This is a genomic window from Herbaspirillum sp. Her2, assembly GCF_057961375.1.
In genome coordinates, this window is sequence record NZ_CM176331.1 from 3,823,861 (window position 1) to 3,848,253 (window position 24,393).

The 24,393-nt window shown below is 63.6% G+C and carries 20 protein-coding genes; 12 read left to right on the plus strand and 8 right to left on the minus strand.

Features of this window, described 5'->3' with window-relative positions; translation table 11 throughout:
- Window positions 1–125: 125 nt before the first annotated feature.
- A complete protein-coding gene (locus ACWHXP_RS17380) occupies window positions 126–881 on the plus strand; it encodes a hypothetical protein (protein ID WP_489635449.1) in 756 nt (251 codons plus the stop codon).
- A gap of 16 nt (window positions 882–897) precedes the next feature.
- Here the strand turns inward: ACWHXP_RS17380 and ACWHXP_RS17385 are convergent, their stop codons facing one another.
- The 3 genes from ACWHXP_RS17385 to ACWHXP_RS17395 all read right to left on the minus strand — a co-directional run bounded on the left by ACWHXP_RS17385 (window position 898) and on the right by ACWHXP_RS17395 (window position 3,452).
- Window positions 898–1,926, minus strand: coding sequence for a methionine synthase (locus ACWHXP_RS17385; protein WP_489635448.1), 1,029 nt, complete (start codon window positions 1,924–1,926; stop codon window positions 898–900).
- A 26-nt stretch (window positions 1,927–1,952) separates the two neighbouring features.
- Window positions 1,953–2,936: a DUF1852 domain-containing protein gene (locus tag ACWHXP_RS17390; protein ID WP_134135544.1), complete on the minus strand. Its 984-nt coding sequence runs from the start codon at window positions 2,934–2,936 to the stop codon at window positions 1,953–1,955.
- Window positions 2,937–3,236: 300 nt separating this feature from the next.
- Window positions 3,237–3,452 carry a hypothetical protein gene (locus ACWHXP_RS17395; RefSeq protein WP_489624586.1) on the minus strand — a complete coding sequence of 72 codons (216 nt, stop codon included), beginning with the start codon at window positions 3,450–3,452 and terminating at the stop codon, window positions 3,237–3,239.
- On the opposite strand from ACWHXP_RS17395, the gene ACWHXP_RS17400 reads away from it, so the two are divergent.
- Window positions 3,451–3,759, plus strand: coding sequence for a hypothetical protein (locus ACWHXP_RS17400; RefSeq protein ID WP_489624585.1), 309 nt, complete (start codon window positions 3,451–3,453; stop codon window positions 3,757–3,759). The genes ACWHXP_RS17395 and ACWHXP_RS17400 overlap by 2 nt on opposite strands.
- 158 nt (window positions 3,760–3,917) lie before the next feature.
- Window positions 3,918–4,616, plus strand: a complete 699-nt coding sequence (locus ACWHXP_RS17405; RefSeq protein WP_489635447.1) for a GAF domain-containing protein — start codon at window positions 3,918–3,920, stop codon at window positions 4,614–4,616.
- A gap of 53 nt (window positions 4,617–4,669) precedes the next feature.
- Here the strand turns inward: ACWHXP_RS17405 and ACWHXP_RS17410 are convergent, their stop codons facing one another.
- Window positions 4,670–5,302 carry an EAL domain-containing protein gene (locus ACWHXP_RS17410; protein WP_489635446.1) on the minus strand — a complete coding sequence of 211 codons (633 nt, stop codon included), beginning with the start codon at window positions 5,300–5,302 and terminating at the stop codon, window positions 4,670–4,672.
- A gap of 148 nt (window positions 5,303–5,450) precedes the next feature.
- Between ACWHXP_RS17410 and ACWHXP_RS17415 the strand changes: the two genes are divergently transcribed.
- From ACWHXP_RS17415 to ACWHXP_RS17435, 5 genes are all read left to right on the plus strand, one after another.
- The gene (locus ACWHXP_RS17415; protein ID WP_489635445.1) at window positions 5,451–7,196 is read left to right on the plus strand and encodes an FAD-dependent oxidoreductase; all 1,746 of its coding nucleotides are present in this window, start codon (window positions 5,451–5,453) and stop codon (window positions 7,194–7,196) included.
- A 43-nt stretch (window positions 7,197–7,239) separates the two neighbouring features.
- Entirely contained in the window at window positions 7,240–7,467 is a 228-nt protein-coding gene (locus ACWHXP_RS17420; protein WP_121042872.1) for a DUF2783 domain-containing protein, read from the plus strand.
- Between the two features lie 67 nt (window positions 7,468–7,534).
- Window positions 7,535–8,902 carry an MFS transporter gene (locus ACWHXP_RS17425; RefSeq protein WP_489635444.1) on the plus strand — a complete coding sequence of 456 codons (1,368 nt, stop codon included), beginning with the start codon at window positions 7,535–7,537 and terminating at the stop codon, window positions 8,900–8,902.
- 356 nt (window positions 8,903–9,258) lie between these two features.
- Complete coding sequence (locus ACWHXP_RS17430) at window positions 9,259–11,004, plus strand: ABC transporter permease (RefSeq protein WP_039789481.1); 1,746 nt, start codon at window positions 9,259–9,261, stop codon at window positions 11,002–11,004.
- Window positions 11,005–11,018: 14 nt separating this feature from the next.
- Window positions 11,019–12,362: an ABC transporter ATP-binding protein gene (locus ACWHXP_RS17435; protein WP_039789920.1), complete on the plus strand. Its 1,344-nt coding sequence runs from the start codon at window positions 11,019–11,021 to the stop codon at window positions 12,360–12,362.
- A 51-nt stretch (window positions 12,363–12,413) separates the two neighbouring features.
- Here ACWHXP_RS17435 and ACWHXP_RS17440 read toward each other — a convergent pair whose 3' ends face one another.
- Together ACWHXP_RS17440 and ACWHXP_RS17445 are read right to left on the minus strand one after the other, a co-directional pair.
- On the minus strand, window positions 12,414–14,060 hold the full coding sequence (locus ACWHXP_RS17440; protein WP_489624572.1) for a methyl-accepting chemotaxis protein: 1,647 nt from the start codon (window positions 14,058–14,060) through the stop codon (window positions 12,414–12,416).
- Between the two features lie 327 nt (window positions 14,061–14,387).
- On the minus strand, window positions 14,388–15,842 hold the full coding sequence (locus ACWHXP_RS17445; RefSeq protein ID WP_489635443.1) for an MFS transporter: 1,455 nt from the start codon (window positions 15,840–15,842) through the stop codon (window positions 14,388–14,390).
- A 129-nt stretch (window positions 15,843–15,971) separates the two neighbouring features.
- Here ACWHXP_RS17445 and ACWHXP_RS17450 point away from each other — a divergent pair, with 129 nt between their 5' ends.
- The 3 genes from ACWHXP_RS17450 to ACWHXP_RS17460 all read left to right on the plus strand — a co-directional run bounded on the left by ACWHXP_RS17450 (window position 15,972) and on the right by ACWHXP_RS17460 (window position 19,372).
- On the plus strand, window positions 15,972–16,928 hold the full coding sequence (locus tag ACWHXP_RS17450) for a LysR family transcriptional regulator (RefSeq protein ID WP_252697222.1): 957 nt from the start codon (window positions 15,972–15,974) through the stop codon (window positions 16,926–16,928).
- Between the two features lie 22 nt (window positions 16,929–16,950).
- Window positions 16,951–17,343 (plus strand): SMU1112c/YaeR family gloxylase I-like metalloprotein, encoded by a 393-nt coding sequence (gloA2, locus tag ACWHXP_RS17455; RefSeq protein ID WP_489635442.1) that lies wholly within the window; start codon window positions 16,951–16,953, stop codon window positions 17,341–17,343.
- 145 nt (window positions 17,344–17,488) lie between these two features.
- Window positions 17,489–19,372 carry an AI-2E family transporter gene (locus ACWHXP_RS17460; RefSeq protein ID WP_489635441.1) on the plus strand — a complete coding sequence of 628 codons (1,884 nt, stop codon included), beginning with the start codon at window positions 17,489–17,491 and terminating at the stop codon, window positions 19,370–19,372.
- 103 nt (window positions 19,373–19,475) lie between these two features.
- On the opposite strand, the gene ilvD is transcribed toward ACWHXP_RS17460, so the two are convergent.
- Complete coding sequence (gene ilvD, locus ACWHXP_RS17465) at window positions 19,476–21,338, minus strand: dihydroxy-acid dehydratase (RefSeq protein WP_121042856.1); 1,863 nt, start codon at window positions 21,336–21,338, stop codon at window positions 19,476–19,478.
- A gap of 198 nt (window positions 21,339–21,536) precedes the next feature.
- Window positions 21,537–22,979, minus strand: a complete 1,443-nt coding sequence (locus tag ACWHXP_RS17470) for an MFS transporter (RefSeq protein WP_489635440.1) — start codon at window positions 22,977–22,979, stop codon at window positions 21,537–21,539.
- A 409-nt stretch (window positions 22,980–23,388) separates the two neighbouring features.
- On the opposite strand from ACWHXP_RS17470, the gene ACWHXP_RS17475 reads away from it, so the two are divergent.
- Window positions 23,389–24,342 carry a 2-hydroxyacid dehydrogenase gene (locus ACWHXP_RS17475; protein ID WP_489635439.1) on the plus strand — a complete coding sequence of 318 codons (954 nt, stop codon included), beginning with the start codon at window positions 23,389–23,391 and terminating at the stop codon, window positions 24,340–24,342.
- Window positions 24,343–24,393 lie beyond the last annotated feature (51 nt).

Below are 24,393 nucleotides of genomic sequence, written 5' to 3' on the forward strand. Positions count from 1 at the left end.
GTGATTTGAAAGCCAGAGGCCGTATGATCGCTGCAGCTGTTTTGCCATCACAGCACTATCAATGCATTGACCGCATACATCTGCGCGACACCAATTGCACAACAACGACCTCACGAGGATACTCGATGATAAAAACCCGTCCCATCATCGGCTATTTTGCTGCCAGCGCATCTCTGCTGTGCGCCAGTGCCAGTTACGCCCAAACTGCCGATGCGCCATCGTTGCAGGAGGGTGATGCCTGGGTCTATCAAGCCACCGAAGAACAAAACACGGCAGGCATACTCGGCTCTACCACCAAGAAATGGGACGTCGCCATTGTCCGCTCCGGCAGCAAGACCATGGTCATTTCCGCCAAGGCGGAAGACTCCAATCTGCCACCCAAGGAATTGTTGCGCAATGCCGACTGGGCCGTAGTGCAAAACATCAATGGCAAGAATACCGTTACCAATCGTCCCTATGATTTCCCGCTCAAACCGGGCAAGACCTGGAAAGTGGAATACGATACCGCCAACCCTGATGCACGCACGAAGGTGCAGCACATCACCAAAAATTACACGGTCTTGGGCTGGGTCGATATCAAAGTACCGGCTGGTACCTACCATGCAATCAAAGTGGAAATGGAAGGCGAATGGAGCAAGGAATTCAATCCGACTGCCGCCGTCGCCACTTCCACCGTCACCAGCAGCCAGGCTGGTTCAGTGGCCATTTCCGCCAGCCGAAACGCCAGCACGCAACAGTCGGCCAGCGGCAGAATGTACGACGCGTTCTGGTATGTTCCCGAACTCAAAACTCACGTCAAGTTGATTACCGAAAACTACCAGGCTGGCGGTGCCTTGAATAAACGCGTGACCGAAGAATTGGCAGCATCACCAGTAGATTGATCTGCTCGCGCAAATTTCAGGCATCCAACTCCCTGCGCACCATCTCCGCCCCCGCCCTCAACGCACTGAGTTTGCCGCGCGCCACTTCACGCGGCAAGGGTGCCATCCCGCAATTGGTACTCGGATACAGCTTGTCCGCCGCCACGAACTGCAAAGCCCGGCGCAAGGTCGCCGCCACTTCCTCCGGCGTCTCGATCGCGTGATTGGCCACATCGATGGCACCGACCATCACCTTCTTGCCGCGAATCAGTTCAATCAGGTCCATCGGCACGCGCGCGTTGTGGCATTCCAGCGAGACAATGTCGATGTTGGAAGCCTGCAGCTTGGGGAACGTCTCCTCATACTGCCGCCACTCCGACCCCAGCGTCTTCTTCCAGTCGGTATTGGCCTTGATCCCGTAGCCATAGCAGATGTGCACGGCAGTCTCGCACTTGAGTCCTTCGATGGCACGCTCCAGCGCAGCTACGCCCCAGTCGTTGACCTCATCGAAGAAGACATTGAAGGCCGGTTCATCGAACTGGATGATGTCCACCCCCGCCGCCTCCAGCTCGCGCGCTTCCTGGTTGAGGATCGTGGCGAATTCCCAGGCCAGTTTCTCGCGGCTCTTGTAGTGATTGTCGTAGAGCGTGTCGATCATCGTCATGGGGCCGGGCAGCGCCCACTTGATCGGCTGTTCGGTCTGACTGCGCAGGAAGCGCGCATCCTCCACGAACACCGGCTTCTGGCGCGATACCGCCCCCACCACCGTGGGCACGCTGGCGTCGTAGCGATTGCGAATGCGTACCGTCTCGCGCTTTGCAAAATCCACGCCGTCGAGATGCTCGATGAAGGTGGTCACGAAATGCTGGCGCGTCTGCTCGCCATCACTGACGATGTCGATGCCGGCATGCTGCTGCTCCTGCAGCGACAGGCGCAGCGCATCGCGCTTGGCTTCCTGCAGTTCATCGCCCTGCAGTTTCCAGGGCGACCAGAGTTTCTCGGGCTCGGCCAGCCAGACGGGTTTCGGCAGGCTGCCGGCGGTGGAGGTGGGCAATAATTTTTTCACGGTGGAGAACCTTGCAGGTGGAGAGTTCAATGAGCGCCGGCACGCGACCATTGTTCGAGTACGGCGCGATACGGCTTGATGAAATGTTCTTCGGCGAAGCGGCCCTGCTGGACCGCCAGACGGCTGCGCTCCTCGCGGTCATAGACGATGCGCGTGACGGAATAGTCCTCATGCTGCAGGCTGGGCCGGTAAGTCTTGCCGGCTGCGGAATTGGCGTTGTAGATCTCGGGTCGATAGATCTTCTGGAAAGTCTCCATCGTGCTGATGGTGCCGATCAGTTCCAGGTTCGTGTAGTCACGCAGCAGGTCGCCGCTGAAGTAGAAGGCCAGCGGCGCGGCGCTGTCGGGGGGCATGAAGTAGCGCACCGTCAGGCCCATCTTGGCGAAGTAGGCGTCGGTCAGCGAGCTTTCGTTTTGCAGGTACTCCACACCCAGCACCGGATGCAGGTTCTCCGTGCGCTCATAGGTCTTGCTGCTGGCCACGCTGAGGCAGATCACCGGTGGCTTGCTGAAGTGCTGGCGGTAGGCGGGAGAAGCGACGAAGCGCTTGAACAGGTTGCCATGCAGTTCGCCGAAATGATCGGGTACGCTGAAGGCGGACTGCTGCTTCGTGTGCTCCAGCAGCACCACGCTGAAATCGTAATCGCGCACATAGGAAGAAAAATTGTTGCCGACGATGCCCTCGATGCGCTCACCCGTGTGGTGATCCACGATGTTGGTCTTGAGCACCTCGATCAGCGGCAGCGCCTGTGCTGTGTCCTGTCCCGCCATCCCCATTTCCACGGAGATGATGTCCAGCTCCACTGCGTAGCGGTCGGCCTTGGGATTGTCCCAGTGTGCCAGCGCATTGAAGCGGTTGTTGATCATGCGGAAGGTATTGCGCAGGTTCTCCCGGCGCTGCGCGCCCCGCGCCAGGTTGGCGAAGTTGGTCGTAATGCGCGTGTTGTCGCCGGGACGATAGTCCTCGTCGAAACAGATGCTCTTGATGGCAAATGAGAAGTCGTTGCTCATGATGTGTCTGCGCCCCTTTGCGGAAATCGAATCTGCAAGGCACGCGCCAATGATGAAGGCGGCGTGCGCAGCAGACTCGGTGCGGTCAATGTTCAGGCTGGATTCTATGTCGCCGCATCCATGAATAAAAATGATTTGATCTCATCGATCAATGAGATTCACTCATACCTAATTCTTCGCTGCGGCGCGCACAGGCAAAAAAAAGCCCCGCTCCTTGCGGAGCAGGGCTAACACCTTCTCGGGGGGATGAGAAGGCGGGACAGCGTTCCGGCACCGAAGGCGTGCCGGAGCAGTTGCGTTCTATGACCTGCCAGCCGTGGGCAACTGGCCGAAAAAGTCGGCCATGTTGCCTTCGGTCCAATCCTTCACCAGTTCGCCGTCGCACCACACCCGATAGGCATAGAGCCGATGCTCGTGAAGCCCGCCCAGCGTGCGGCTTTCAATCACGTAGGTCTGGTCGCCCACATTCATTTTCATCCGATGAGAAGCCGGGGCTACCCCTTTTTGCTTGCCCATGATCCATCCCGTCTCTTTCCAACGCTTTGCCACCGCTCCCTTCCCAGCCGTCCTGCCAGCCCCCCAAGGCTTGACGCAGGTCAGCTTCCGGGCAGAAGGCTGGCGCTTGTCCGACATGTTTTCGCAAGGGGCACTACAATGCCCGCTTGGCATGAATGTCACCCAAGATGACGCGGCGCAACACATTCCCGCCAAACAAGAATGTCGCCACCACAAGGAACACGTAAGCTCCTCTGACTACAGTATGAATCTCTGTTTATTTCATATTTTGCACACAGCAGATCCCGCAGAAAGTGAAAAATACTAAAGAATCTATGATTCGTTGCATTTCTGCCATCCGCAAAAATATTAAATATGTGAAATATACAAATCTTACACCTGAACAGCTATACTTTTACAAGGATCAATCAAATGGGTCGAGCAGTACCATCTGATGACAAGGAGATGCCTCCTGGCGACCCGGCGATGACTTCGAGAGAAGCCGCCCGTCTGCTGGGGGTATCGATCACGACCGCCCAGATGTGGATGGAAAGCGGCATGCTGGCCTCCTGGAAAACCCCGGGCGGCCATCGGCGTACCCGGCTGAGTTCGGTCATGACCCTGCTCGGCCATCGTGAAGTGAAACAACCCGAGCCCACTGCCGGTCACGCTGGGCCACAGATCGAGGTTCCTTATCCGGTCAGCCCGAACGAGCCAGAACGTGCGCGCTTTGTTGAACAGACAATGGAAGACACACATTCCGAGGCCCGCTTTCATCGCCTGACATGGCTCGCCAGCGAACTGCTGGACGTACCCATTGCCCTGGTCACCTTCCTGACCACGGAGCTGAAGATCTTCCGTGCGGCACATGGCCTGAACATCACGTCCACGCCGCGCTCGTGGGCCTTCTGCAATTACGCCGTGATGCAGGAAGACATCTTCACCGTCTCCGACGCCACCAAGGACGCGCGCTTCGTCAACAATCCCATGGTCACCGGAGCGCCCTTCATCCGCTTCTATGCCGGCATCCGCCTGATGTACCAGGGCCGCGCGTTTGGCTCGCTGTGCGTAATCGATACCGAACCGCGCATCCTGCGCGCCCACGAACGACAGGCCCTGGAAGAACTGGCCGCTCTGGCCACCGACATCCTGTCGCTGCAACTGCTGGAAGCGAACCGGCAGTAATCCCCCGAGCAGCGCGCGGGCGTCAGCACACAAGTCCCGGCCCCAGGCGCTGCTCATTGCACCATCCCCAGCCATTCTTCCAGGTCCTCCGCCGGCATCGGCCGTGCGATCGCGTAACCCTGCGCGAAGTCACAGCCGAGGTGATGCAGGATCCGGGCGGTGCGCTCGCTCTCCACGCCTTCGGCCACCACGCTGAACCCGAGCTGGTGCGCCAGATGGATGATGGTCGGCACGATCACCTGATCGGCCTCATCCTCGGCCAGGCTGCGGATGAAGGAGCGATCGATCTTCATGATGTCGGCCGGAATGCTCTTGAGGTAGGACAGGTTGCTGAAGCCGCTGCCGAAATCATCGATGGCGACCTGCACGCCCAGTTCACGAATGGCCTGCACGCGCTGGCGCACCACCTCTGGATTGCTGGCCATGGCGCTCTCGGTGAATTCGATCTCGATCAGGCCCTGCGGTACCGCATGCTGTTTCAGTTGCGACGCCAGCAGGCGCAAGAGCTCGTCGGACTCGAAATCGCGCGCCGAAGTATTGATCGCAATCGGCACCACCAGCCCGCGCGCGTGCCATTGCGCCGCCTGCGCCACCGCATGGCGCACCACCCAGGCCGTGATCTGGCGAATCTGCGCCGTCTTCTCCGCCAGCGCGATGAACACCGCAGGAGAAATATGCCCCAGCACCGGGTGCTGCCAGCGGACGAGGCGTCCGGCATCAGCCATCCGCGCATCTGGACTGCCGAACGCGACAAGGAAATGTGGGCCGCACTGCAGGCCTGACCCGATTTGCCCGCGCCAGAACACAGAAGAGAAAGGACAGCGAGGAGACACCATGCATTCCACCCCAGCCATCGATTACCAGCAGCAACGTTTCATGTACCAGCCCTGCCTCGAACAAACCCGTCCTGCCGATGCGGCCTTGCATCCGGTGGTGGTGATCGGGGCCGGTCCGGTCGGACTGGTGACCGCCATCGACCTGGCCCGCCAGGGTATCCGCGTGGTGCTGGTGGATGACGACGACACCCTCTCCACCGGCTCGCGCGCGATCTGCTTTGCCAAGCGTACGCTGGACATCTTTGACCGCATCGGCTGCGGCCAGCGCATGGTGGACAAGGGGGTGGGATGGAACCGGGGCAAGGTCTTCCTGCGCGAGGAGGCCATCTACGAGTTCGATCTCTTGCCCGAATGCGGCCATGCGCGCCCGGCCTTCATCAATCTGCAGCAGTACTACGTGGAAGGCTATCTGCTGGAGCAGGCGCGACAGCACAGCCTGATCGAGCTGCGCTGGAAGAGCCGGGTCAGCGCCATTGCCCATCATGGCGATCACGAAGCGCTGACGGTGGAGACTCCCGAAGGCAGCTATCTGCTCAAGGCGCGCTACGTGGTGGCCGCCGATGGCTCGCGCAGTCCGCTGCGCAAGATGATGGGGCTGGAGAGCGTGGGCCATACCTTCCGCGACCGCTTCCTCATCGCCGACGTCAAGATGGCGGCCCCCTTCCCGGCCGAACGCTGGTTCTGGTTCGATCCGCCCTTCCATCCCAACCAGTCGGTGCTGCTGCATCGCCAGCCCGATGATGTCTGGCGCATCGATTTCCAGCTCGGATGGGATGCCGATCCGGTGCTGGAGAGAACGCCCGAACGCGTGATCCCGCGCGTGCAGGCGCTGCTGGGCAAGGACGCTCAGTTCACCCTGGAATGGGTGAGCGTCTACACCTTCTCCTGCGTGCGCATGGACCGCTTCCGCCATGGCCGGGTGCTGTTCGTGGGCGATGCCGCGCATTGCGTCTCGCCGTTCGGCGCGCGCGGTGCCAACAGCGGCATACAGGATGCCGAGAACCTGGCCTGGAAGCTGGCCTTCGTCCTGCAAGGCAAGGCCCCTGACAGCCTGCTGGACAGCTATGCCAGCGAGCGTGAATTCGCCGCCGACGAGAACCTGCTCAACTCCACCCGCTCCACTGACTTCATCACGCCCAAGAGTGCGGTCAGCCGCTGCTTCCGCGATGCCGTACTGGCGCTGGCGCGCGAGCACGCCTTCGCGCGCAGGCTGGTCAACAGCGGACGCCTCTCGTTGCCGGCCACGCTGCACGGTTCGCCCCTGAGCAGCGCCGACAGCGCGCCTTTCCACGGCGCGATGCAAGCCGGCGCCCCTTGCACCGATGCGCCGGTGCTGACCGACACCATACCCGGCTGGCTGCTGCCGCATCTGGGCGACCAGTTCGTGGCGATGATCTTTGCCCCGCCGGCCTCCCTCTCTGCCGCGCTGCTGCCGGCGCTGGTGCGGCTGATCGAAGGCAGCCTGCCGCTGCGCCTGCTGTTCGTCAGCGGCGCGCAGGCGAGTGCGGAAGACCACACCGTGCTCTCGGCACTGGGAGACGGTGCCGTGCAGGTACAGGACATCGAGGGCCTGGTGGCGCAACGCTACGACGGCCAGCCGCATACCTGCTACCTGATCCGCCCCGACCAGCACGTCTGCGCACGCTGGCGCACGGTCGATGCAGCCGCACTGGAGCAAGCCCTGCAGCGCGCCACCGGCCACGAGCCCGCTGCGCAGCCGGCCACGGTGCTGGACGCGGCCTGATCCCTTTGCATGACCTGACAACACTTTCAACAAGGAGACGAGCATGAGCCTCAATACCGCCCCCAACCTGACGCGTCCGGACGACTTCTATGAAGCCCTGATCGAGATGCATCGCGGCCTGGACGACGCCACCAGCCAGGACGTCAATGCGCGCCTGATCCTGCTGCTGGCCAATCACATCGGCGGCCACGAGGTGCTGATCGAAGCCATGCAGCGCGCGCGTGCCGGGGTGGACCCGGCAGCATCGGCTGCGCTGGCCGAAGCAGCCTGAGCGACCCACCTCTTTCATCGACATCCACAAGAGCACCGCCACAGGTGCCTGTTCAACGGAGACTTTCATGATGACCCCATCCCCGGGTGCCGGCACGCTGGCCGCCCCTTCCGCAATCAAGCTGAGCGTGGCGGCCGAAGACGCGATCTATCGCAAGGTCTGGCTGCGCATCATTCCCTTTCTTTTCATCTGCTATGTGGTGTCCTTCCTGGACCGCATCAACATCGGCTTCGCCCAGTTGCAGATGAAGCAGGACCTTGGCTTCAGCGACGCCATGTATGGCCTCGGCGCGGCGGTGTTCTATGTCGGCTATGTCCTGTGCGAGGTGCCCAGCAACATGCTGCTGGCCCGCTTCGGCGCACGCCGCACCTTTTCGCGCATCATGGTGCTGTGGGGCTTGGCGTCGGTGGGCATGATGGCCGTCAGCGACGCGACGCATTTCTATGTCTTGCGCTTCCTGCTCGGCGTATTCGAGGCAGGATTCTTTCCCGGCATCGTGCTGTATCTCAGCTACTGGTTCCCGGCACGCCGCCGCGCGGCGGTGATGGCGATCTTCTTTGCCGGGGTGGCGGTAGCGGGCGTGTTGGGCGGACTGGTCTCGGGCTGGATCATGCGTGACATGGCGGGCGTGATGGGCCTCTATGGCTGGCAGTGGATGTTTGCCATCGAGGGCGCACCGGCGGTGGTGCTGGGGGTGCTGGTGATCTTCCTGCTGGCCGACGGACCGGCGCAGGCCACCTGGCTCACGCCGGAAGAACGCGGCTTCCTGCAGAACCGCCAGAGCCAGGAAGCGCTGCGCACGCATCACGTGAGCGCCCACTCGCTGACGGCGCTCAAGCAGGCGCTGTCGCATCGGCCGACCTACCTGTTCGCCTTCATCTACTTTGCGCTGACCTGCGGCTCGCTCACGCTGAACTTCTGGATGCCGCTGATGATCCGCGACTTCGGCATCAAGGATGTGGTGCAGGTCTCGCTCTACACCGTGATCCCCAACGCCATCGGCGCCATCGGCCTGATCCTGATCGCGCGCCGCTCGGATCGCCGCAATGAACGTCACGGCCACTTCCTGGTATGTACCACCGGCGGTGCGCTGGCACTGGCGGCGCTGACTCTGCATCCGTCGAGCTTTGCGGTGTCGCTGGGGCTGCTGTCGGTGGCGGCGGTGCTGATCTTTGCGGCCCTGCCGATCTTCTGGTCGCTGCCGCCGGGCTTGCTACCGTCCCAAACCATCGCGCCCGGCATCGCCTTCATCTCCAGCGTGGGCATCACCAGCGGCATCGTCAGTCCCTGGCTGATCGGCCTGGTCAAGACGCGGACCGGCAATATCGATATCGCGCTGTATATCCTGGCGGGATTGCTGTTGCTCAGCGGCTTGACGATGTGGACGATGATCCCGCGCAAGGGGGTGCCGGAAGGGCAACGGCAGCCCGCCTGAAACGGTCCTTCACTTCGATGCGCGAAGCCGTCCTGTGAAAACAGGGCGGCTTTTTTGTTGGCGACATGGCGATACGTTGCGGATCGAATTCGGCGGACGTCAGCCTTTTTCGTCTCCAAGGCGTTAAGCCACAAGTTTGCTTCCAGCGAAGAACCAAATGTCGGCCTCCGGAAAGCTGGTCAAGAAACTGTCAGAATTCCTTGATACAGTGACGCGCCGGTCCCGGGGGGTGACGGATCGGTCATGAATGGATCGTGCACGACCGGTCTCGGCGCGCCTGACCATGCCTTGCCGAGCCAACACCGCCACAACCGCACTTACCGCCAACACCGCCATCCAGCCTCGCCGCCATGACAATGAAGACCACCTCGCCGCAACTGACGGCCTATGAAGAAGTCAAGCCTGGCTTCGGCTGGATCGATGCGCTGGTGCTGGCGGTGCTGTTCGGCCTGCTGTGGAGCGCCCTGCACTTCGGCAAGGGCATGCTGGTGCACTTCGATCCGTCCGACCAGCTGGAGGTCGACAGCTCGCCCGCCATGATCCCCTATTACGCCGGCCGCACCCTGCTGCGCATGTGGATCGCCTTCGCGTTTTCCTTGTTCTTCGCCATCGGCACCGGCTACCTGGCCGCCAAGAGCCGCCGCGCGCGTGCCCTGATCCTGCCAGCGCTGGACATCCTGCAATCGGTGCCGGTGCTGGGTTTCCTCTCGGCCACCGTGGCCGGCTTCATGGCACTGTTCCCGGGCAGCCTGATGGGCGTGGAATGCGCGGCCATCTTCGCCATCTTCACCGGCCAGGTGTGGAACATGGCCTTCGGCTTCTATCACTCCATGGTCACCATCCCGACCGACATGCAGGAAGCCGCTTCCACCTACCGCCTCACCGCGTGGCAACGCTTCCGCACGGTCGAGCTGCCGGCTTCGGCGCACAGCCTGATCTGGAACTCGATGATGTCCTTCGGCGGCGGCTGGTTCTTCGTGGCGCAGAGCGAAGCCATCAGCGTCATGAACAAGGACCTGAAGCTGCCCGGCCTCGGTTCCTACATGGCCCAGGCGATCGACCAGGGCGACCATACGGCGGCACTGTGGGCGGTCATCGCCATGCTGGCGCTGATCCTGGTGAGCGACCAGCTGGTCTGGCGGCCGCTGCTGGCCTGGGCCGACAAGTTCAAGATCGAACTGACCGAATCGACCTCGCCGCCGACCTCGTGGGTGTATGACCTGCTGCGCGGCTCCTACGTCTTTACCTGGCTTGATGAAAAACTGTGGCTGCCGCTGGGCGACTGGCTGGCGCGCCGTCGTCCGGCCACCTCGGCCGCGCCCACGCCGGCCCGCATCACCCGTGAGCGCTGGACCAAGCGCGTCATCACCGGCGCGATCTGCGGCCTGCTGATCTTCGAAGCCCTGCGCGGACTGGTGGCCGCCATCGATGCCTTGCACGGGGCCATGAGCTGGAGCCTGTTCGGCCACATCGTCTGGCTGGGTTTCCTGACCATGCTGCGGGTGCTGGCCATGACCGTGATTGCCACCCTGATCTGGACCCCGGTGGGCGTGTGGATCGGCTCCAAGCCGCACATCGCCCGCTTCGCCCAGCCGCTGGCGCAGATCGGCGCGTCCTTCCCGGTCAACATGACCTTCCCGCTGGTGGTGGGCTGGTTCGTGGCCGCCAACGTCAGCATGAACTGGGGCAGCATCCTGTTGATCGCCATGGGCACGCAGTGGTACATCCTCTTCAACGTCATCGCCGGTGCCATGGCCATTCCCAATGACCTGAAGGAAGCCGCCCGCATGTATGGCCTGTCGCGCTGGAATTTGTGGAAGACCCTGATCCTGCCGGCCATCTTCCCGTTCTGGGTGACCGGTGCCTGTACCGCCGCCGGTGGCGCATGGAATGCCTCCATCGTGGCCGAGCTGGCCAGCTGGGGCGATGTCTCGCTCAAGGCCGATGGCCTGGGTGCTTATATTTCGGCAGTCACCAAATCCGGTGACACGCCCCTCATCATCGCCAGCATCGGCGTGATGTCGATGTTCGTCGTGTTGATGAACAAGTTTGTCTGGCGTCGCCTGTATGCCTTCGCCGAACGCCGTTTCCGCCTCGATTGACCTTGAGCCACGCCATGACCATGACTTCTCCGCAACAACGTCCCGCCGTCGCTGAACTGTGCGCCGTCAGCAAATCCTACAACACCGCCGGCGGCCACGAGCTCAAGGTGCTGGACAACATCGACCTGGCCGTGCACGAGGGCGAACTGCTGGCCCTGCTGGGCCAGTCCGGCTCGGGCAAGTCCACCATCCTGCGCTGCCTGACCGGCCTGGTCGAACCCAGCTCGGGCCACACCATGGCCGCCGGCAAACAGCTCAATGGCGTCAATCGCGATGCCTCGGTGGTGTTCCAGACCTTTGCGCTCTACCCGTGGCTGACGGTGGAACAGAACGTGGCCGTGGGCCTGATGTCGCACAACCCGACCCGCGAGGAACGTGATGCGGCAGTGGACCGCGCCATCGAACTGATCGGCCTGGGCAACTACCACAGCGCCTATCCGCGTGAGCTCTCGGGCGGCATGCGCCAGCGCGTGGGCATTGCGCGCGCGCTGGTGTCCAAGCCCAAACTGCTGTGCCTGGACGAAGCCTTCAGTGCCTTGGACGTGCTGACCGCAGAGAACCTGCGCCAGGAATTGATCAGCCTGTGGCGTGCCCCGGACAGCGGCCTGACCTCCATCTTCATGGTCACCCACAACATCGAGGAAGCGGTGGAAATGGCTACCCGCATCGTCGTGGTATTCCCGCGTCCGGGCCGCTTGGGCCTGGTGCTGGAGAATCCGCTGCCCTATCCGCGCGACTCCAAGAGCCCGGAATTCCAGCGCCTGGTCAACATCATCCACGAAGCCATCACCACGCTCTCCCTGCCCGACCTGCCGCCGGAAGTGCATGTGCCGGGCGAGCCGATCTCGCGCGGACGCAAGCGCATGGAATCCATCCCGCTGATCCCGGTGGGCCAGATCCTGGGCCTGATGAGCCTGCTGCACGACGAGCCGGAACTGAACAACATCTACGACATCTCGGACGAGATCGGCAAGGAATTCGGCGAGACCATCGGCACCGTGAAGGCCGCCGAGATCCTGGAACTGGTGGATACGCCCAAGCAGGAGGTCTACCTGACCGACCTCGGCCGCCGCTTCGTGGCCGCCGACCGCAAGGGACAGCGCGCCATCTTCGCCGAGCAGGTCTACAAGCTGCGTCTGTTCCACATCATCCTGGCGGTGCTGGGCGAAGCGGAAGAAATCGAGGCCGAACGCGTCTTGAAGGACATCGGCAGCGCCCTGCCCTACGACAATCCCGAAAAGACTTTCGAGACCATGATCGCCTGGGGCCGCTATGCCGGTCTCATGGATTACAACGCCAAGACCGGCATGGTCTTCGTCCCCAAGGACGAAGACGAGGAAGACGGCGGCCAGGGCTGAGGCTCGCTGGGCCGGCAAGCGCCGGCCTGCAACTGCTTCGCGCAGCCAGTCTCAGTGCAGGGCCGCCAGCGGCGCGCCCTGCAAGCCCGGTGCAGCAGGCGATGCATGGCCACTGCCGGGCATGGTCGAGGCATCCTGGCGGATCTTGAAGATCGACACCACCTTCAGCAAGCCACTGGCCTGTTGCGACAGCGACTGCGCTGCCGCACTGGCTTCTTCCACCAGTGCCGCATTCTGCTGGGTCACCTGATCCATCTGCACGATGGCCGTGTTGATCTGCTCGATGCCGCTGCCCTGTTCCTGGGTCGCGGTGGCGATCTCGTTCATGATCTCGCCGAAGCGCTGCACCGAGGCCACGATGCCGCTCATCTGCTCACCGGCGCTGGCCACCAGTTGCGAGCCAGCGCCAACATGCGCCATCGATTCCCCGATCAGGTCCTTGATCTCCTTGGACGCCACCGCACTGCGCTGCGCCAGCGAGCGCACTTCCGAGGCGACCACCGCAAAGCCGCGCCCCTGCTCACCGGCACGGGCCGCTTCCACCGCTGCGTTGAGGGCGAGGATATTGGTCTGGAAGGCGATACCTTCAATCACGCCGATGATGTCGGCCATCTTGCCCGAGCTGGCCGAGATCTTGTCCATGGTCGAGACCACGCGATCGAAGGCTTCGCTGCCGGTGGCTGCCGTCTCGGCCGCACCACCCGACAGGCGCAGCGCCTCGGCGGCGTGGCTGGTGTTCTGGCGCACGGTGGTGGTCAGCTCTTCCATGCTGGCGGCGGTTTCTTCCAGCGAGGCGGCTTGTTCTTCGGTACGTTGCGAGAGGTCGAAGTTGCCCTGTGCGATCTGGCCGCTGGCCACCGAAATGGTCTCGGCCGCCGACTTGATGCCGTGTGCGATCACGTTCAACTGGTAACGCATCTGCTCGATGGAAGCCATCAGGCTGGAGCCGTCGCCGTCCCGCAGGCGCACCGTGGCGGTGAGATCGCCCGAGGCAATCTCGCGCGCGATGGCCTGCGCCTCCGACGGCTCGGCTCCCAGCTGGCGCAGGATGCTGCGCGCAATCAGAGCCGAGGCGGCAATACCCACCAGCAGCGCCAGCACGACGGCGGTCAGCATCACCGTGCGCAGCCAGGCGTAGGTAGTACGTGCATCGGCGGCAGCTTCCTCATTGAGCTGGTCTTCAAAATCGGCCAGCTCGGTAAGCGAATTGATCCAGGCCAGTTGCTTGGGCCGCACTTCGGTGATGAGCACCTTCACGGCATCGGCCGGCTTGTTGTCCAGACCCAGCTGCAGCGCCTTGGCCATCAGCGGCACGGTGGCGGCTTCATCGGCCTTGATCTTCGACAGCAGCTGCTTCTCGCGCTCGGTGGTAGCGGCTTCCGTGCTGAACATCTTGTCGAGCGCAAGCAAGGCATCGGCGTAAATCTTTTCCTGCCGCGCCAATGTCTGCGACTCCACGCGCATGCTTTCCTGATCTTCCAGCAAGGCAATATTGCGAATCGCGATGGCGCGCTGACTCAATGCGTTGCGCAAGACGGTAACCAACTTGGTTTCGGCATTATTGATGGCAGTGATGTCGGTGAGTGCATCATTGATGCGCGACATGCCTGCCATGCCCAGTACGGAGATGCCCAGCAGAAACACGAGAATCAGGCCGAAGCCCAACGCCAGCCTGGTCACGACTTTCAACTTGCCCATGGTATTGCCCCCTTTTGCGGTATCCCCCGGCCGATGGAAGGTGAGGCCGGAGAGAGTTTGACGGAGCTTGCCCGGGAAGGACTGCGGGACCTGAACGCTTGAGTGGGCGAGGAGGGGTGAAGCGGGACGCTGTTGTGATTGTGGTTCGCCCTGTTGCAGTCAGTCCGCCGACAAGCAGAAGCAGTCTATGCTCCTGCCTGCCGGGACAAAGCGAGAATCAGCGAGGATTTATCGGCTCACTAAAAAGTTACCAATTTGGGTACATTTCAGTCAATGATGAGCTCGGCGGGCGTTGACGTTTTCTGCACCATGGCCCGCGAGGGCAGATCAGGCGGGCGATTGCGCCTTGCGCCGAAGACGGCTGGCGCTGACCGCAGTCGCCAGCGCCGTGGCCAATACCGCGATCCACAGTGCGAGACGAATCGCCTCGCCATCCTGCGCCGCACTCATGCGCACTTCCCCTTGCGCGACGGCACCGGCGGGGTAAATCGCCAGGACCGTACCCAGCAAGGCGGCGCCCAGGCACTGGCCGAAGGTGCGCATGATGGCCAGCACGCCGGAGGCATTGCCGCTGCGTTCGCGGGCAACGTTGGACAACATCTCGCGATTGTTGGGACTCTGGAAGAAACCGAAGCCCATGCCGCACACCAGGGCACGCCAGCCGATGTCCCAGGCCTGGGCGTGATCGGGCAGCAGCGCCAGCAAAGCCAGGCCTACCGTAAAGAGCGCCAGGCCCAGGCTCGACAGCAGCGCGGGGGAATGGCGGTCCGCCAGTTTGCCCGCATGCGGCGCCACCAGCACGATGCCCAGCGGCCAGGGTGTGAACAGCGCCGCCGATTCAAACGCGGTATAGCCATAGCCGTTCTGGAACAGGAAGGGCAAGGCCACGAAGGCGATGCCCTGCCCCACGAAGGACGCCAGCGAGGTCAGTGCGGCCAGCGAGAAACGCGCATTGGCAAAGATGTCCAGCGGCAACAGCGGCTCCGGCACGCGGCGCTGCCCGCGCACGAAAGCGGTGCCGGCCAGCAGCGCCACCAGCGCGTAGGCTGCCGCCTCCAGCATGGCATGAGTGCCCTGCCCCGGTTCGGCAAAGCGCGCACAGGTGTCGGCGGCCATGATGATGGCACCCATGGCCAGCGCCGACCACAGCGCACCGGCCACGTCGAAGGGTGCCTGGGCCGGTTTGCGTGTTTCCGGAATGGCACTCCACGACAGCAGCACGGCGACGATGCCCAGCGGGACGTTGATGAGGAAGATCCACTCCCAGCCCAGCGCGGCCAGCAAGGTGCCGCCCAGTACCGGACCGACGGCGGTGCTGGCGGCCACCAGCACGGCATTGAGGCCAAGGATGCGGCCCAGCAGGCGATTGGGAAAGACGGTGCGATGGATGGCCGGCGCAATGCTCAGCATGGCCGCGCCACCCAGCCCTTGCAGCACGCGCATGGCAATGAGGAGATCCACCGAGCGCGACAGGGCGCAGCCCAGCGACGCCAGCGTAAACACGGCGAGCCCGGCCGTGAACTGGGTACGAAAGCCCAGCCGTGAGGACAGGGCCGCAAACGCGGCCAGCGTCATCGCGGTGGCCAGCAGGTAGGCGTTGGCCACCCACACGGAAGCCGCGGCCGAGGTCTGCAGGGCCAGGCTGATCTGCGGCAGGGCGACGTTGATGATGGTGCCGTCGAACACAGCCATGGTGGTGGCCATCATGACAGCCAGCATGGCGCGGCGGCGCTGCACGCCCGGCAGGCCTTCGTCGCCGGGCAGGTCGGTAAAGAGTGACATGGGGATCGCTTGGGAAGATCGAATCAGGTCTTCACTATAGCCAGCCGCGAGACAAGGCGGAAGACGCATGGCTTGCATTGGATCATTGCACGGGACGCCATGTCACCCCTCGCATGCTAGGATGCCGCCATGCCCGATACCGACCTCAACCTCCTGATCGCTCTGGATGCCCTCATCGCCGAAGCCAGCGTGGCCGGGGCTGCGCGCCGCCTGGGCCTGAGCGCCTCGGCCATGAGCCGCACCCTGACGCGCCTGCGCCAGGCGACCGGCGACCAGTTGCTGGTGCGGGCCGGGCGGCAGATGGTCCTGACACCCTGCGCGGAAGCGCTGCAGGAGCGTGTGCGCAACGTGGTACATGAAGCGCGCTCGGTGTTGCGCCCTTCGGTACCGGAACTGGATGTGGCGCGGCTGGAGCGCGACTTCACCATCCGCGCCAACGAGGGCTTCATCGAAGCCTGTGGTGCCGCGCTCATCCGTGCCGTCACCCGCGAAGCGCCGCTGGTGCGCCTGCGCTTCGCGCCCAAGGTGGAGCGCAGTCCGCTGCCCCTGCGTGAAGGCAGTGCCGATCTCGAAATCGGCGTGGCCAGCGAGATGGGACCGGAGGTGCGCCTGCAGACCCTGTTCCGTGACCGTTTCGTCGGTGCGGTGCGGATCGGCCATCCGCTGGCGGCCCTGCGGCGCGTGAGTGCCGAGCGCTATTGCGCCTATGAACACGTGAGCGCTTCGCCGCGCGGCGACCGCGCCAGTCCGCTCGATGCCGCGCTGGCCGAGCGCGGTCTGGTGCGCAAGGTGGTGGCGGTGGTGCCGAGTTTTCCCGGTGCGCTGGCGGTGGTGCGCAACTCCGACCTGGTGGCCATGGTGCCGCGCTCCTTCCTGACCACGGCCGGCGCGCCGCGCAAGGATGGCAGCGCGTCCGGCATCCATCTGTTCGAATTGCCGATCGCGACCGCTCCCATCATCGTCTCGCTGATGTGGCATCCGCGCGTGGAGCTGGACCCGGCGCACCGCTGGCTGCGCGACAAGGTGCGCGCGGTCTGTGCCGGACTGGCGCAGCACGGTGCGGGTGCCAAAGGCCGTCCCGGCTGAACCCTTTTCCTGAAAGCATTCCATGCAACTGCAAGGCATTCATCATGTGGCCGTCATCTGTTCCGACTATGCCGTCTCCAAGGCCTTCTATGTGGACCTGCTGGGTCTGCGCGTGATCGCCGAACATTACCGCCAGGCGCGCGACTCCTGGAAGCTGGACCTGGGCCTGCCCGATGGCAGCCAGATCGAGCTGTTTTCCTTCCCTGAACCGCCGCCCCGTCCTTCGCGCCCCGAGGCCTGCGGCCTGCGCCATCTCTCCTTTGCCGTGGCCGACGTGGCTGCCAGCAAGGCTGAGCTGGAGGCCAGTGGCGTGGTGGTGGAAGACATCCGCGTGGATGAATACACGGGCCGGCGCTTCACCTTCTTCGCCGATCCGGATGGGCTGCCACTGGAACTGTATGAAGTGATCCGCTGAACTGGCCCGTCCGCAAGCCGCGCCACAGCTGAGCTTGCGCGGCATGGTGCAGAAAACGTCAAGCCGCCATGCGCGCACCGCAAGGGCAACGGCTATACTCGCGCTGCATTCCTGACCGGCCTGCCTTCCTGCCCACATCCACGCCATGCAAAACCTCAAGACTTCCGCCTTCTCGCGCCTGAGCTCCACTACCTTGCTGGGGGCTGCCGTGGTGCTGGGCATGCTCTACTTCGGCCGCGACATCCTGGCTCCGCTGGCCGTAGCCGGCATCGCCAGCCTGATCATCCTGCCGCTGGTGAGGAAACTCGATGCCCTGGGCCTGAACCGGGCGGCGGCGGCCATGGTCTCGGTGCTGCTGGTCGGTGGCTGCCTGGTGGCACTGGCGGTGGTGCTGACCTTCCAGCTGGTGAGCGTGACCAGCGACCTGCCGCAATATCGCGAAGGTATCCAGGACAAGGTGGAAAGCGTGCGCGCCATGGCCGAGCGCCCCTTCGCCAGGCTGGAAGCCGAACTGAGCGCGGTAATCCCGCAGCCGGTTCCGGAGAGCGCGCGCAGCGGCAAGAAAAACAGCCGGACCGCAGCCGCCGCCGCTGCAGCGGCGGCCACGCCCGAAACCGATACCCGCATGTCGGTGCGCGGCGCCTTGCGGCGGCTGTTTGCGCTGGCCTGGGGGCCGATCGGCCAGGCCGGCATCGTGCTGGTGCTGCTGGTGTTCATCCTGCTGGAACAGGAGTCCCTGCGCGAACGCCTGATCCGCCTGGCCGGGCTGACCGAGATGAGCCGCACCATGCAGGCGCTGGGCGATGCCGCCGAGGGCGTGTCGCGTTTCTTCTTTTCGCAGTTCGTGGTCAACCTGGTGTTCGGACTCATCATGGGCGCGGTGCTGGCCGCCGGCGGCGTGCCGCATGCGGTGCTGTGGGGTGCGCTGGCCGGGGTGCTGCGTTTCGTTCCTTACCTGGGCGCGCTGGCGTCCGGACTGATGATTTCGGTCTTCATCGCCGCCATTGATCCAGGCTGGTGGCTGGCGCTATCCTTCCTGGCCTTCTACGTGGGGCTGGAAGTGATCGTGGCCAACTTCATCGAACCGCGCGTGTATGGTCACAGCTCCGGTCTCTCTCCGCTGGCGGTGATCGTCTCGGCGCTGTTCTGGGGCACGCTGTGGGGCCCCATCGGCCTGCTGCTCTCCACCCCGTTGACGCTGTGCCTGGTGGTGGCCGGACGCCACGTGGCCGCACTCGAACCGATCACCATCCTGCTGGGCGAAGCGCCGGACATGACGCACGCTGAGCGCTTCTACCAGCGCGCCCTGGCCGGTGAATCCGAGGCCATCATCCGCGATGCACGCGGCCATCTTCAGAAGCAGAGCTTCGCCAAGTATTGCGACCAGATCCTGCTGCCGGGCCTGGCCTTGGCGGCATTGGACCTGCGCCATGGCCGCATCGAGGGTGCGCAGCAGGAACGGCTGCTGCATTCGGTGTCGCAGCTCACCGAAGTGCTCACGCAAAGCCCGGGCGCACCACGCAGCCTGCGTCGCCGGCGCGAAGTGCCATTGCTCAACAGCGGCGTCGGCGCACACCTGCGCGAACTGCGTCAGGCGCGGCTGGGCCGCTGGCAGGGTTCGCTGGATGTGCCGCAGGGCTCGGTGGTGCTGTGCGGCGGCTTGCGCGGGGAGCGCGATGACCTGCTCTCCGAACTGCTGGTGCATGCGCTGCGCGTGACCGGCATCGATGCCCGCAGCATCACGCTGGACCAGCCCGAGGATGAACAGCCCGATACCAGCAAGGCGGAACTGGTATCCATCGTGTTCCTGGTCTATCCGGTGCGCGAGAAGCTGGAGGCGTGGATGGCGGTGGTGCATGACCTGCGCGAGAACCTGCCGCATGCGCTGCTGGTCACCATCCGCCCCTCATTCTTCAATGAAGAGGTAGAGGCCACGACCGTGAAAGAACAGGTGGACATGGTGCTGTCGTCCTTCGAAGAAGGGCTGGCGTTTGCGTCTACGCATATGCGACCGGCGATCAAGGCGTAAGCCCGCGCAACCTCAATGCGCAGGAGAAAAAAACCGCCCGGCTCGCACCGGGCGGTTTTGCTTTTGCAGCGTCGTTTCGTCGCGGTCAGTGACGTCGCACGTATCAACGCTTCAACTGCGACAAATCACGCACGGCACCGCGATCAGCCGACGTGGTCAGCGCCGCATAAGCCTGCAGTGCCTGCGAGACCACGCGCTGGCGGTTGCCCGGCTGCCACGCGGCGTCGCCACGAGCGTCCATCTCGCTACGGCGCTTGGCCAGCTCTTCACCGGAGATGCGCAGGTTGATGGTGCGGTTGGGGATGTCGATATCGATCATGTCACCCTCTTCCACCAGGCCGATGGCACCGCCTTCGGCCGCTTCCGGCGACGCGTGGCCGATCACCAGGCCCGAGGAACCGCCGGAGAAGCGGCCATCGGTGAACAGCGCGCAGGCCTTGCCCAGGCCCTTGGACTTGATGTACGAAGTCGGGTACAGCATTTCCTGCATGCCGGGGCCGCCCTTGGGGCCTTCATAGCGCACGATGACCACATCACCGGCCTTGACCTTGTCGCCCAGGATGCCTTCCACAGCCGCATCCTGGCTCTCGAAGACGCGTGCGGTGCCGGAGAACTTCAGGATGCTTTCATCCACGCCAGCGGTCTTGACGATGCAACCCTTCTCGGCGATGTTACCGTACAGGACCGCCAGGCCGCCGTCTTGCGAGTAAGCGTGTTCGCGATCGCGGATGCAGCCGTTGGCGCGGTCCAGGTCGCTGTCTTCAAAACGCTCTTCCTGCGAGAAGGCCGTCTGCGTGGGCACGCCACCGGGGGCGGCACGGAACAGCTTGTGCACGGCCGGATCGCTGGTGACGCGGATGTCGAATTTCTCGATGGCTTCGCCCAGGGTCTTGCTGTGCACGGTCGGACGCGAGGTGTCCAGCAGGCCGGCACGGGCCAGCTCACCCAGGATGGCGATGATGCCGCCGGCGCGGTGCACGTCTTCGATGTGGTACTTGTTGGTCATCGGCGCGACCTTGCACAGGCAGGGGACCTTGCGCGAGATGCGGTCGATGTCGGCCATGGTGAATTCCACCTTGGCTTCGTGGGCTGCGGCCAGCAGGTGCAGCACGGTGTTGGTGGAGCCGCCCATGGAGACGTCCAGGGCCATGGCGTTTTCCCAGGTTTCCTTGGTGCAGATGTTGCGCGGCAGGATGCTGTAGTCGTCCTGTTCGTAGTGGCGCTTGGCCAGTTCGACGATCAGGCGGCCAGCGCGCAGGAAAAGTTCCTTGCGGTCGGCGTGGGTCGCGAGAACGGTGCCATTGCCCGGCAGCGACAGGCCCAGCACTTCGGTCAGGCAGTTCATCGAGTTGGCGGTGAACATGCCCGAGCAGGAACCGCAGGTCGGACAGGCCGAGCGTTCCACTTCGGCCACGTCGGCGTCGGAGATGTTCTTGTCGCCGGCCTGGATCATGGCGTCGACCAGGTCGAGCTTGATGACCTTCTTGTCGGTGTTGACGGTCTTGATGACCTTGCCGGCTTCCATCGGGCCGCCGGAGACGAAGACCACGGGGATGTTCAGGCGCATGGCGGCCATCAGCATGCCCGGAGTGATCTTGTCGCAGTTGGAGATGCAGACCATGGCGTCGGCACAGTGGGCGTTGACCATGTATTCCACCGAGTCGGCGATCAGGTCGCGCGAGGGCAGCGAATACAGCATGCCGTCGTGGCCCATGGCGATGCCGTCATCCACGGCGATGGTGTTGAATTCCTTGGCCACGCCGCCGGCCGCCTCGATCTCGCGCGCCACCAGCTGGCCCAGGTCCTTCAGGTGCACGTGGCCGGGCACGAACTGGGTGAAGGAGTTCACGACCGCAATGATGGGCTTGCTGAAATCGCCATCCTTCATGCCGGTGGCACGCCACAGCGCACGCGCGCCGGCCATGTTGCGGCCTTGGGTGGTGGTATAGGAACGGTAGGTCGGCATGATGGGTGTCTCCTCAGGGCTGCTTAGGGAAAAAGGGAGCCCAAGAGTGCCTTCGGGGAGAGTGTTTGTCCAATATATAATTCGATGCCTATTAATATCCGTAGGATATTATTCCAAAACAACATGGATAGCCTCTTCAGGCAAGCAAAAGGCCCGCACCATGGCGGGCCCTTCGCGCTTTCACGGCTCAGATGAGACTCAGGCTTCCTCTCCGGCCTTCATCACGGTAATCGGTTCCACCACGCTCAGCAGCAGCACCAGGCACAGCAGCGAGGTGCCGACCATGTAGAGGAAGACACTGGTCCAGTCATAGCGATCCAGCAGCATGCCCACCGCCAGGGGGGCGCAAGCCCCACCGATCTGCCCCAGCGAATTGACGATGCCGAACGCGGTCGGATAGGTGGACTTGGTCGCCAGCCCCATGGGATAAGCAGAATACCCGGCAAAGCCGATGCCCAGCATCAGGCCCGACAACATCAGCATGGCTCCGAGGTACAGCACGCTGTCCGGGGCTTCCACCAGCATCAGCGTCATCACGGCCGTGCCCAGCGCACCCAGCAGCATCATGGGCTTGCGGCGGCCACCGAGCAGGCGATCCGAGATGATCCCGCCCAGCATGTTGCCGGCCACCGCACCGATGAACGGAGCCGAGGCCAGGAAACCCATCTTCACCGAGGCAAACCCCTTGACCGTCACCAGGTAGGTCGGGATCCATGACATGAAGATGTTGCTGATGCCGATCATGCAGCCATAGCCGATGGCCACGCCGATCACGTTCCAGGAGGTGAAGACCTGGCGCAGCGTTTCCAGACGCGGCACGCGGCGGGTCCGGTTGATGCCGTCCAGCCAGGGCATCGGTGCCACTTGCGCGCCCTGGGCCGGACGTGCGCCGCTGCTGGCCGGACCGGCGGGCACGTCCTGCGTGATGTAGCGGCGTTCGGCCTCATTGCAGAAACGATTCTCGGCCGGCGAATTGGTCACCAGGAAGAACCACAGGATGGCCAGGAAAATGCCCGGCACCGCAAATACGTAAAAGATTTCGCGCCAGCCCCAGAGCTGGATGACGATGATGCAGACCGTCGGCACGATCAGCGGGCCGAGCTTGGAGGCGGCAATCCAGAGCCCGGTGGCGGTGCCCTTTTCCTCGGGCGGGAACCAGCGATTGATGACGTTGGTACAGCCGATGCCCAGCGGACCTTCCGACAAACCCAGGCCGACGCGGTAGAGCTGCAACAGCAGCACCGAGGAGGTCGTGCCCATGAGGCCGGTGAACAGCGAAGTCAGCAGCATGAAGACGGAAAAGAGAATGCCGGTGGTCTTCTCGCTCAGGCGCTTGTACATCAGCCCGACCGGAATCTGCACGATGCCGTAGGCAAACGAAAACAGGCTCACGATCATCCCGGCTTCGGTATTGGAGATGCCGTACTCCTTCTTCATGTAAGGCAGGGCGATGCCGAAATTGGCGCGATCCGCGCAGGCGATGGCCCAGATCATGAAGATCAGGCCCATCACCACCCAGCGATAGCGGGTCGGTTTCTGCTGGGCCAGCGGTGCGGACGCGCTGGCGGCCGGGGCTGCGGATGAGGCGGATGCGGCGGAACTGCGGCGGCCGACCGGGTCGGCGGCGTCGACGTGATTCATCGTCGGACTCCTTGGGCGTGTCTCGTGTTTATCGTTATGGATGGCGGCAATGGCGTGGCACTGCCGCGCTCAGGACGGCAGCGTGCGGCCGGTCCGGGGTGATCCCAGGTTCATGCTTGTCTCCTGTGCGGGTGGCGGGCTTTGTTGTGTGTCCCCGGAGGGATCTGTTGACGCCCGGCATTCATTGCGGCCCCTGCGTGTCTCGGTGGCCGACGCTGGGAATCATGGCGGCGGCCCTGCATGGCGTCCAATCTTTTCTGGCTATCAGGTGATGTGCGGATTGAATCGATACTGATACCGAATCAGTCACCATTTCGTGAATCAATTGATAGCCTTTTCGGATTGGACGCCCTGCCCGAATGCCCGCATCATCCGCCGGCATTGCCACCGAACGAGAAGGAGTCCCCCCATGAAACGCCACGTGCTGCAGCTCAATCCCATCCTGGTCCCGGCCATCAACGACAAGCTGGAAAGCCTCTATCATATGCACCGCCTGTTCGAGCAGGACGACAAGGAAGCCTACATCGAGCGCCATGGTGCGGTGATCGAAGGCGTCATCACCGGCGGCCACACCGGCATCAGCAATGCGCTCATGGATCGCCTGCCGGCGTTGAAGGTGGTGGCGGTCAATGGTGTCGGGACCGATGCGGTGGACCTCAACCATGCGCGCAGCAAGGGCCTGCCGGTGACCGGCACCTTCGGCGCGCTGACCGAGGATGTGGCTGACCTGGCCTTGGGGCTGATGCTGGCGGTGAGCCGGCAGATCTGTCCGGGCCATGCCTTCGTGCAGCGCGGTGACTGGGTGCGCCATCCTTCGCCGACGGCCATTCCACTGTCGCGCCGCCTGAGCGGCAAGCGCGTGGGCATCGTCGGCATGGGCAAGGTGGGCCGCGCCATCGCCCAGCGCGCAGCGGCCTTCGGCTGCCCGATCGCCTATACCGACCTGCGCGCCATGGAGGACCTGCCCTACACCTTCCAGGCCGAGCTGCTGCAACTGGCGCGCGAGAGCGATGTGCTGGTCCTGGCGGCCGCCGCCGACAAGGCGCAAGGCATCATCAATGCCGCCGTGCTCGGTGCGCTCGGACGCGAAGGCATCCTCATCAACATCGCGCGCGGCAAGCTGGTGGTGGAAGAGGATCTGGTGGATGCCCTGCAGCGCGGCGTGATCGCCGGTGCGGGTCTGGATGTGTTCGTGGATGAACCCAACGTACCGGCGGCCTTGTTGCAAATGGACCAGGTGGTTCTGCAAGCCCATCGCGCCAGCGCCACCGTGGAGTCGCGCACGGCCATGGGCGAGATGGTGCTGGCCAGCCTGGCGCAAGGTCTGGCCGGACAGCGGCCGGAGGGCAGCCTCACCACCTGAACAGGATCATGGCCGTGGCCGGGAGCGTAACTGCCTATAATGCACGCTCCC

Coding starts and splice junctions, on each gene's coding strand:
- ACWHXP_RS17380 (WP_489635449.1), top strand. CDS start 126: ATGATAAAAACCCGTCCCATCATCGGCTATTTTGCTGCCAGCGCATCT.
- ACWHXP_RS17390 (WP_134135544.1), bottom strand. CDS start 2,936: ATGAGCAACGACTTCTCATTTGCCATCAAGAGCATCTGTTTCGACGAG.
- ACWHXP_RS17400 (WP_489624585.1), top strand. CDS start 3,451: ATGATCCATCCCGTCTCTTTCCAACGCTTTGCCACCGCTCCCTTCCCA.
- ACWHXP_RS17395 (WP_489624586.1), bottom strand. CDS start 3,452: ATGGGCAAGCAAAAAGGGGTAGCCCCGGCTTCTCATCGGATGAAAATG.
- ACWHXP_RS17405 (WP_489635447.1), top strand. CDS start 3,918: ATGACTTCGAGAGAAGCCGCCCGTCTGCTGGGGGTATCGATCACGACC.
- ACWHXP_RS17415 (WP_489635445.1), top strand. CDS start 5,451: ATGCATTCCACCCCAGCCATCGATTACCAGCAGCAACGTTTCATGTAC.
- ACWHXP_RS17420 (WP_121042872.1), top strand. CDS start 7,240: ATGAGCCTCAATACCGCCCCCAACCTGACGCGTCCGGACGACTTCTAT.
- ACWHXP_RS17425 (WP_489635444.1), top strand. CDS start 7,535: ATGATGACCCCATCCCCGGGTGCCGGCACGCTGGCCGCCCCTTCCGCA.
- ACWHXP_RS17430 (WP_039789481.1), top strand. CDS start 9,259: ATGAAGACCACCTCGCCGCAACTGACGGCCTATGAAGAAGTCAAGCCT.
- ACWHXP_RS17435 (WP_039789920.1), top strand. CDS start 11,019: ATGACCATGACTTCTCCGCAACAACGTCCCGCCGTCGCTGAACTGTGC.
- ACWHXP_RS17440 (WP_489624572.1), bottom strand. CDS start 14,060: ATGGGCAAGTTGAAAGTCGTGACCAGGCTGGCGTTGGGCTTCGGCCTG.
- ACWHXP_RS17445 (WP_489635443.1), bottom strand. CDS start 15,842: ATGTCACTCTTTACCGACCTGCCCGGCGACGAAGGCCTGCCGGGCGTG.
- ACWHXP_RS17450 (WP_252697222.1), top strand. CDS start 15,972: ATGCCCGATACCGACCTCAACCTCCTGATCGCTCTGGATGCCCTCATC.
- gloA2 (WP_489635442.1), top strand. CDS start 16,951: ATGCAACTGCAAGGCATTCATCATGTGGCCGTCATCTGTTCCGACTAT.
- ACWHXP_RS17460 (WP_489635441.1), top strand. CDS start 17,489: ATGCAAAACCTCAAGACTTCCGCCTTCTCGCGCCTGAGCTCCACTACC.
- ilvD (WP_121042856.1), bottom strand. CDS start 21,338: ATGCCGACCTACCGTTCCTATACCACCACCCAAGGCCGCAACATGGCC.
- ACWHXP_RS17470 (WP_489635440.1), bottom strand. CDS start 22,979: ATGAATCACGTCGACGCCGCCGACCCGGTCGGCCGCCGCAGTTCCGCC.
- ACWHXP_RS17475 (WP_489635439.1), top strand. CDS start 23,389: ATGAAACGCCACGTGCTGCAGCTCAATCCCATCCTGGTCCCGGCCATC.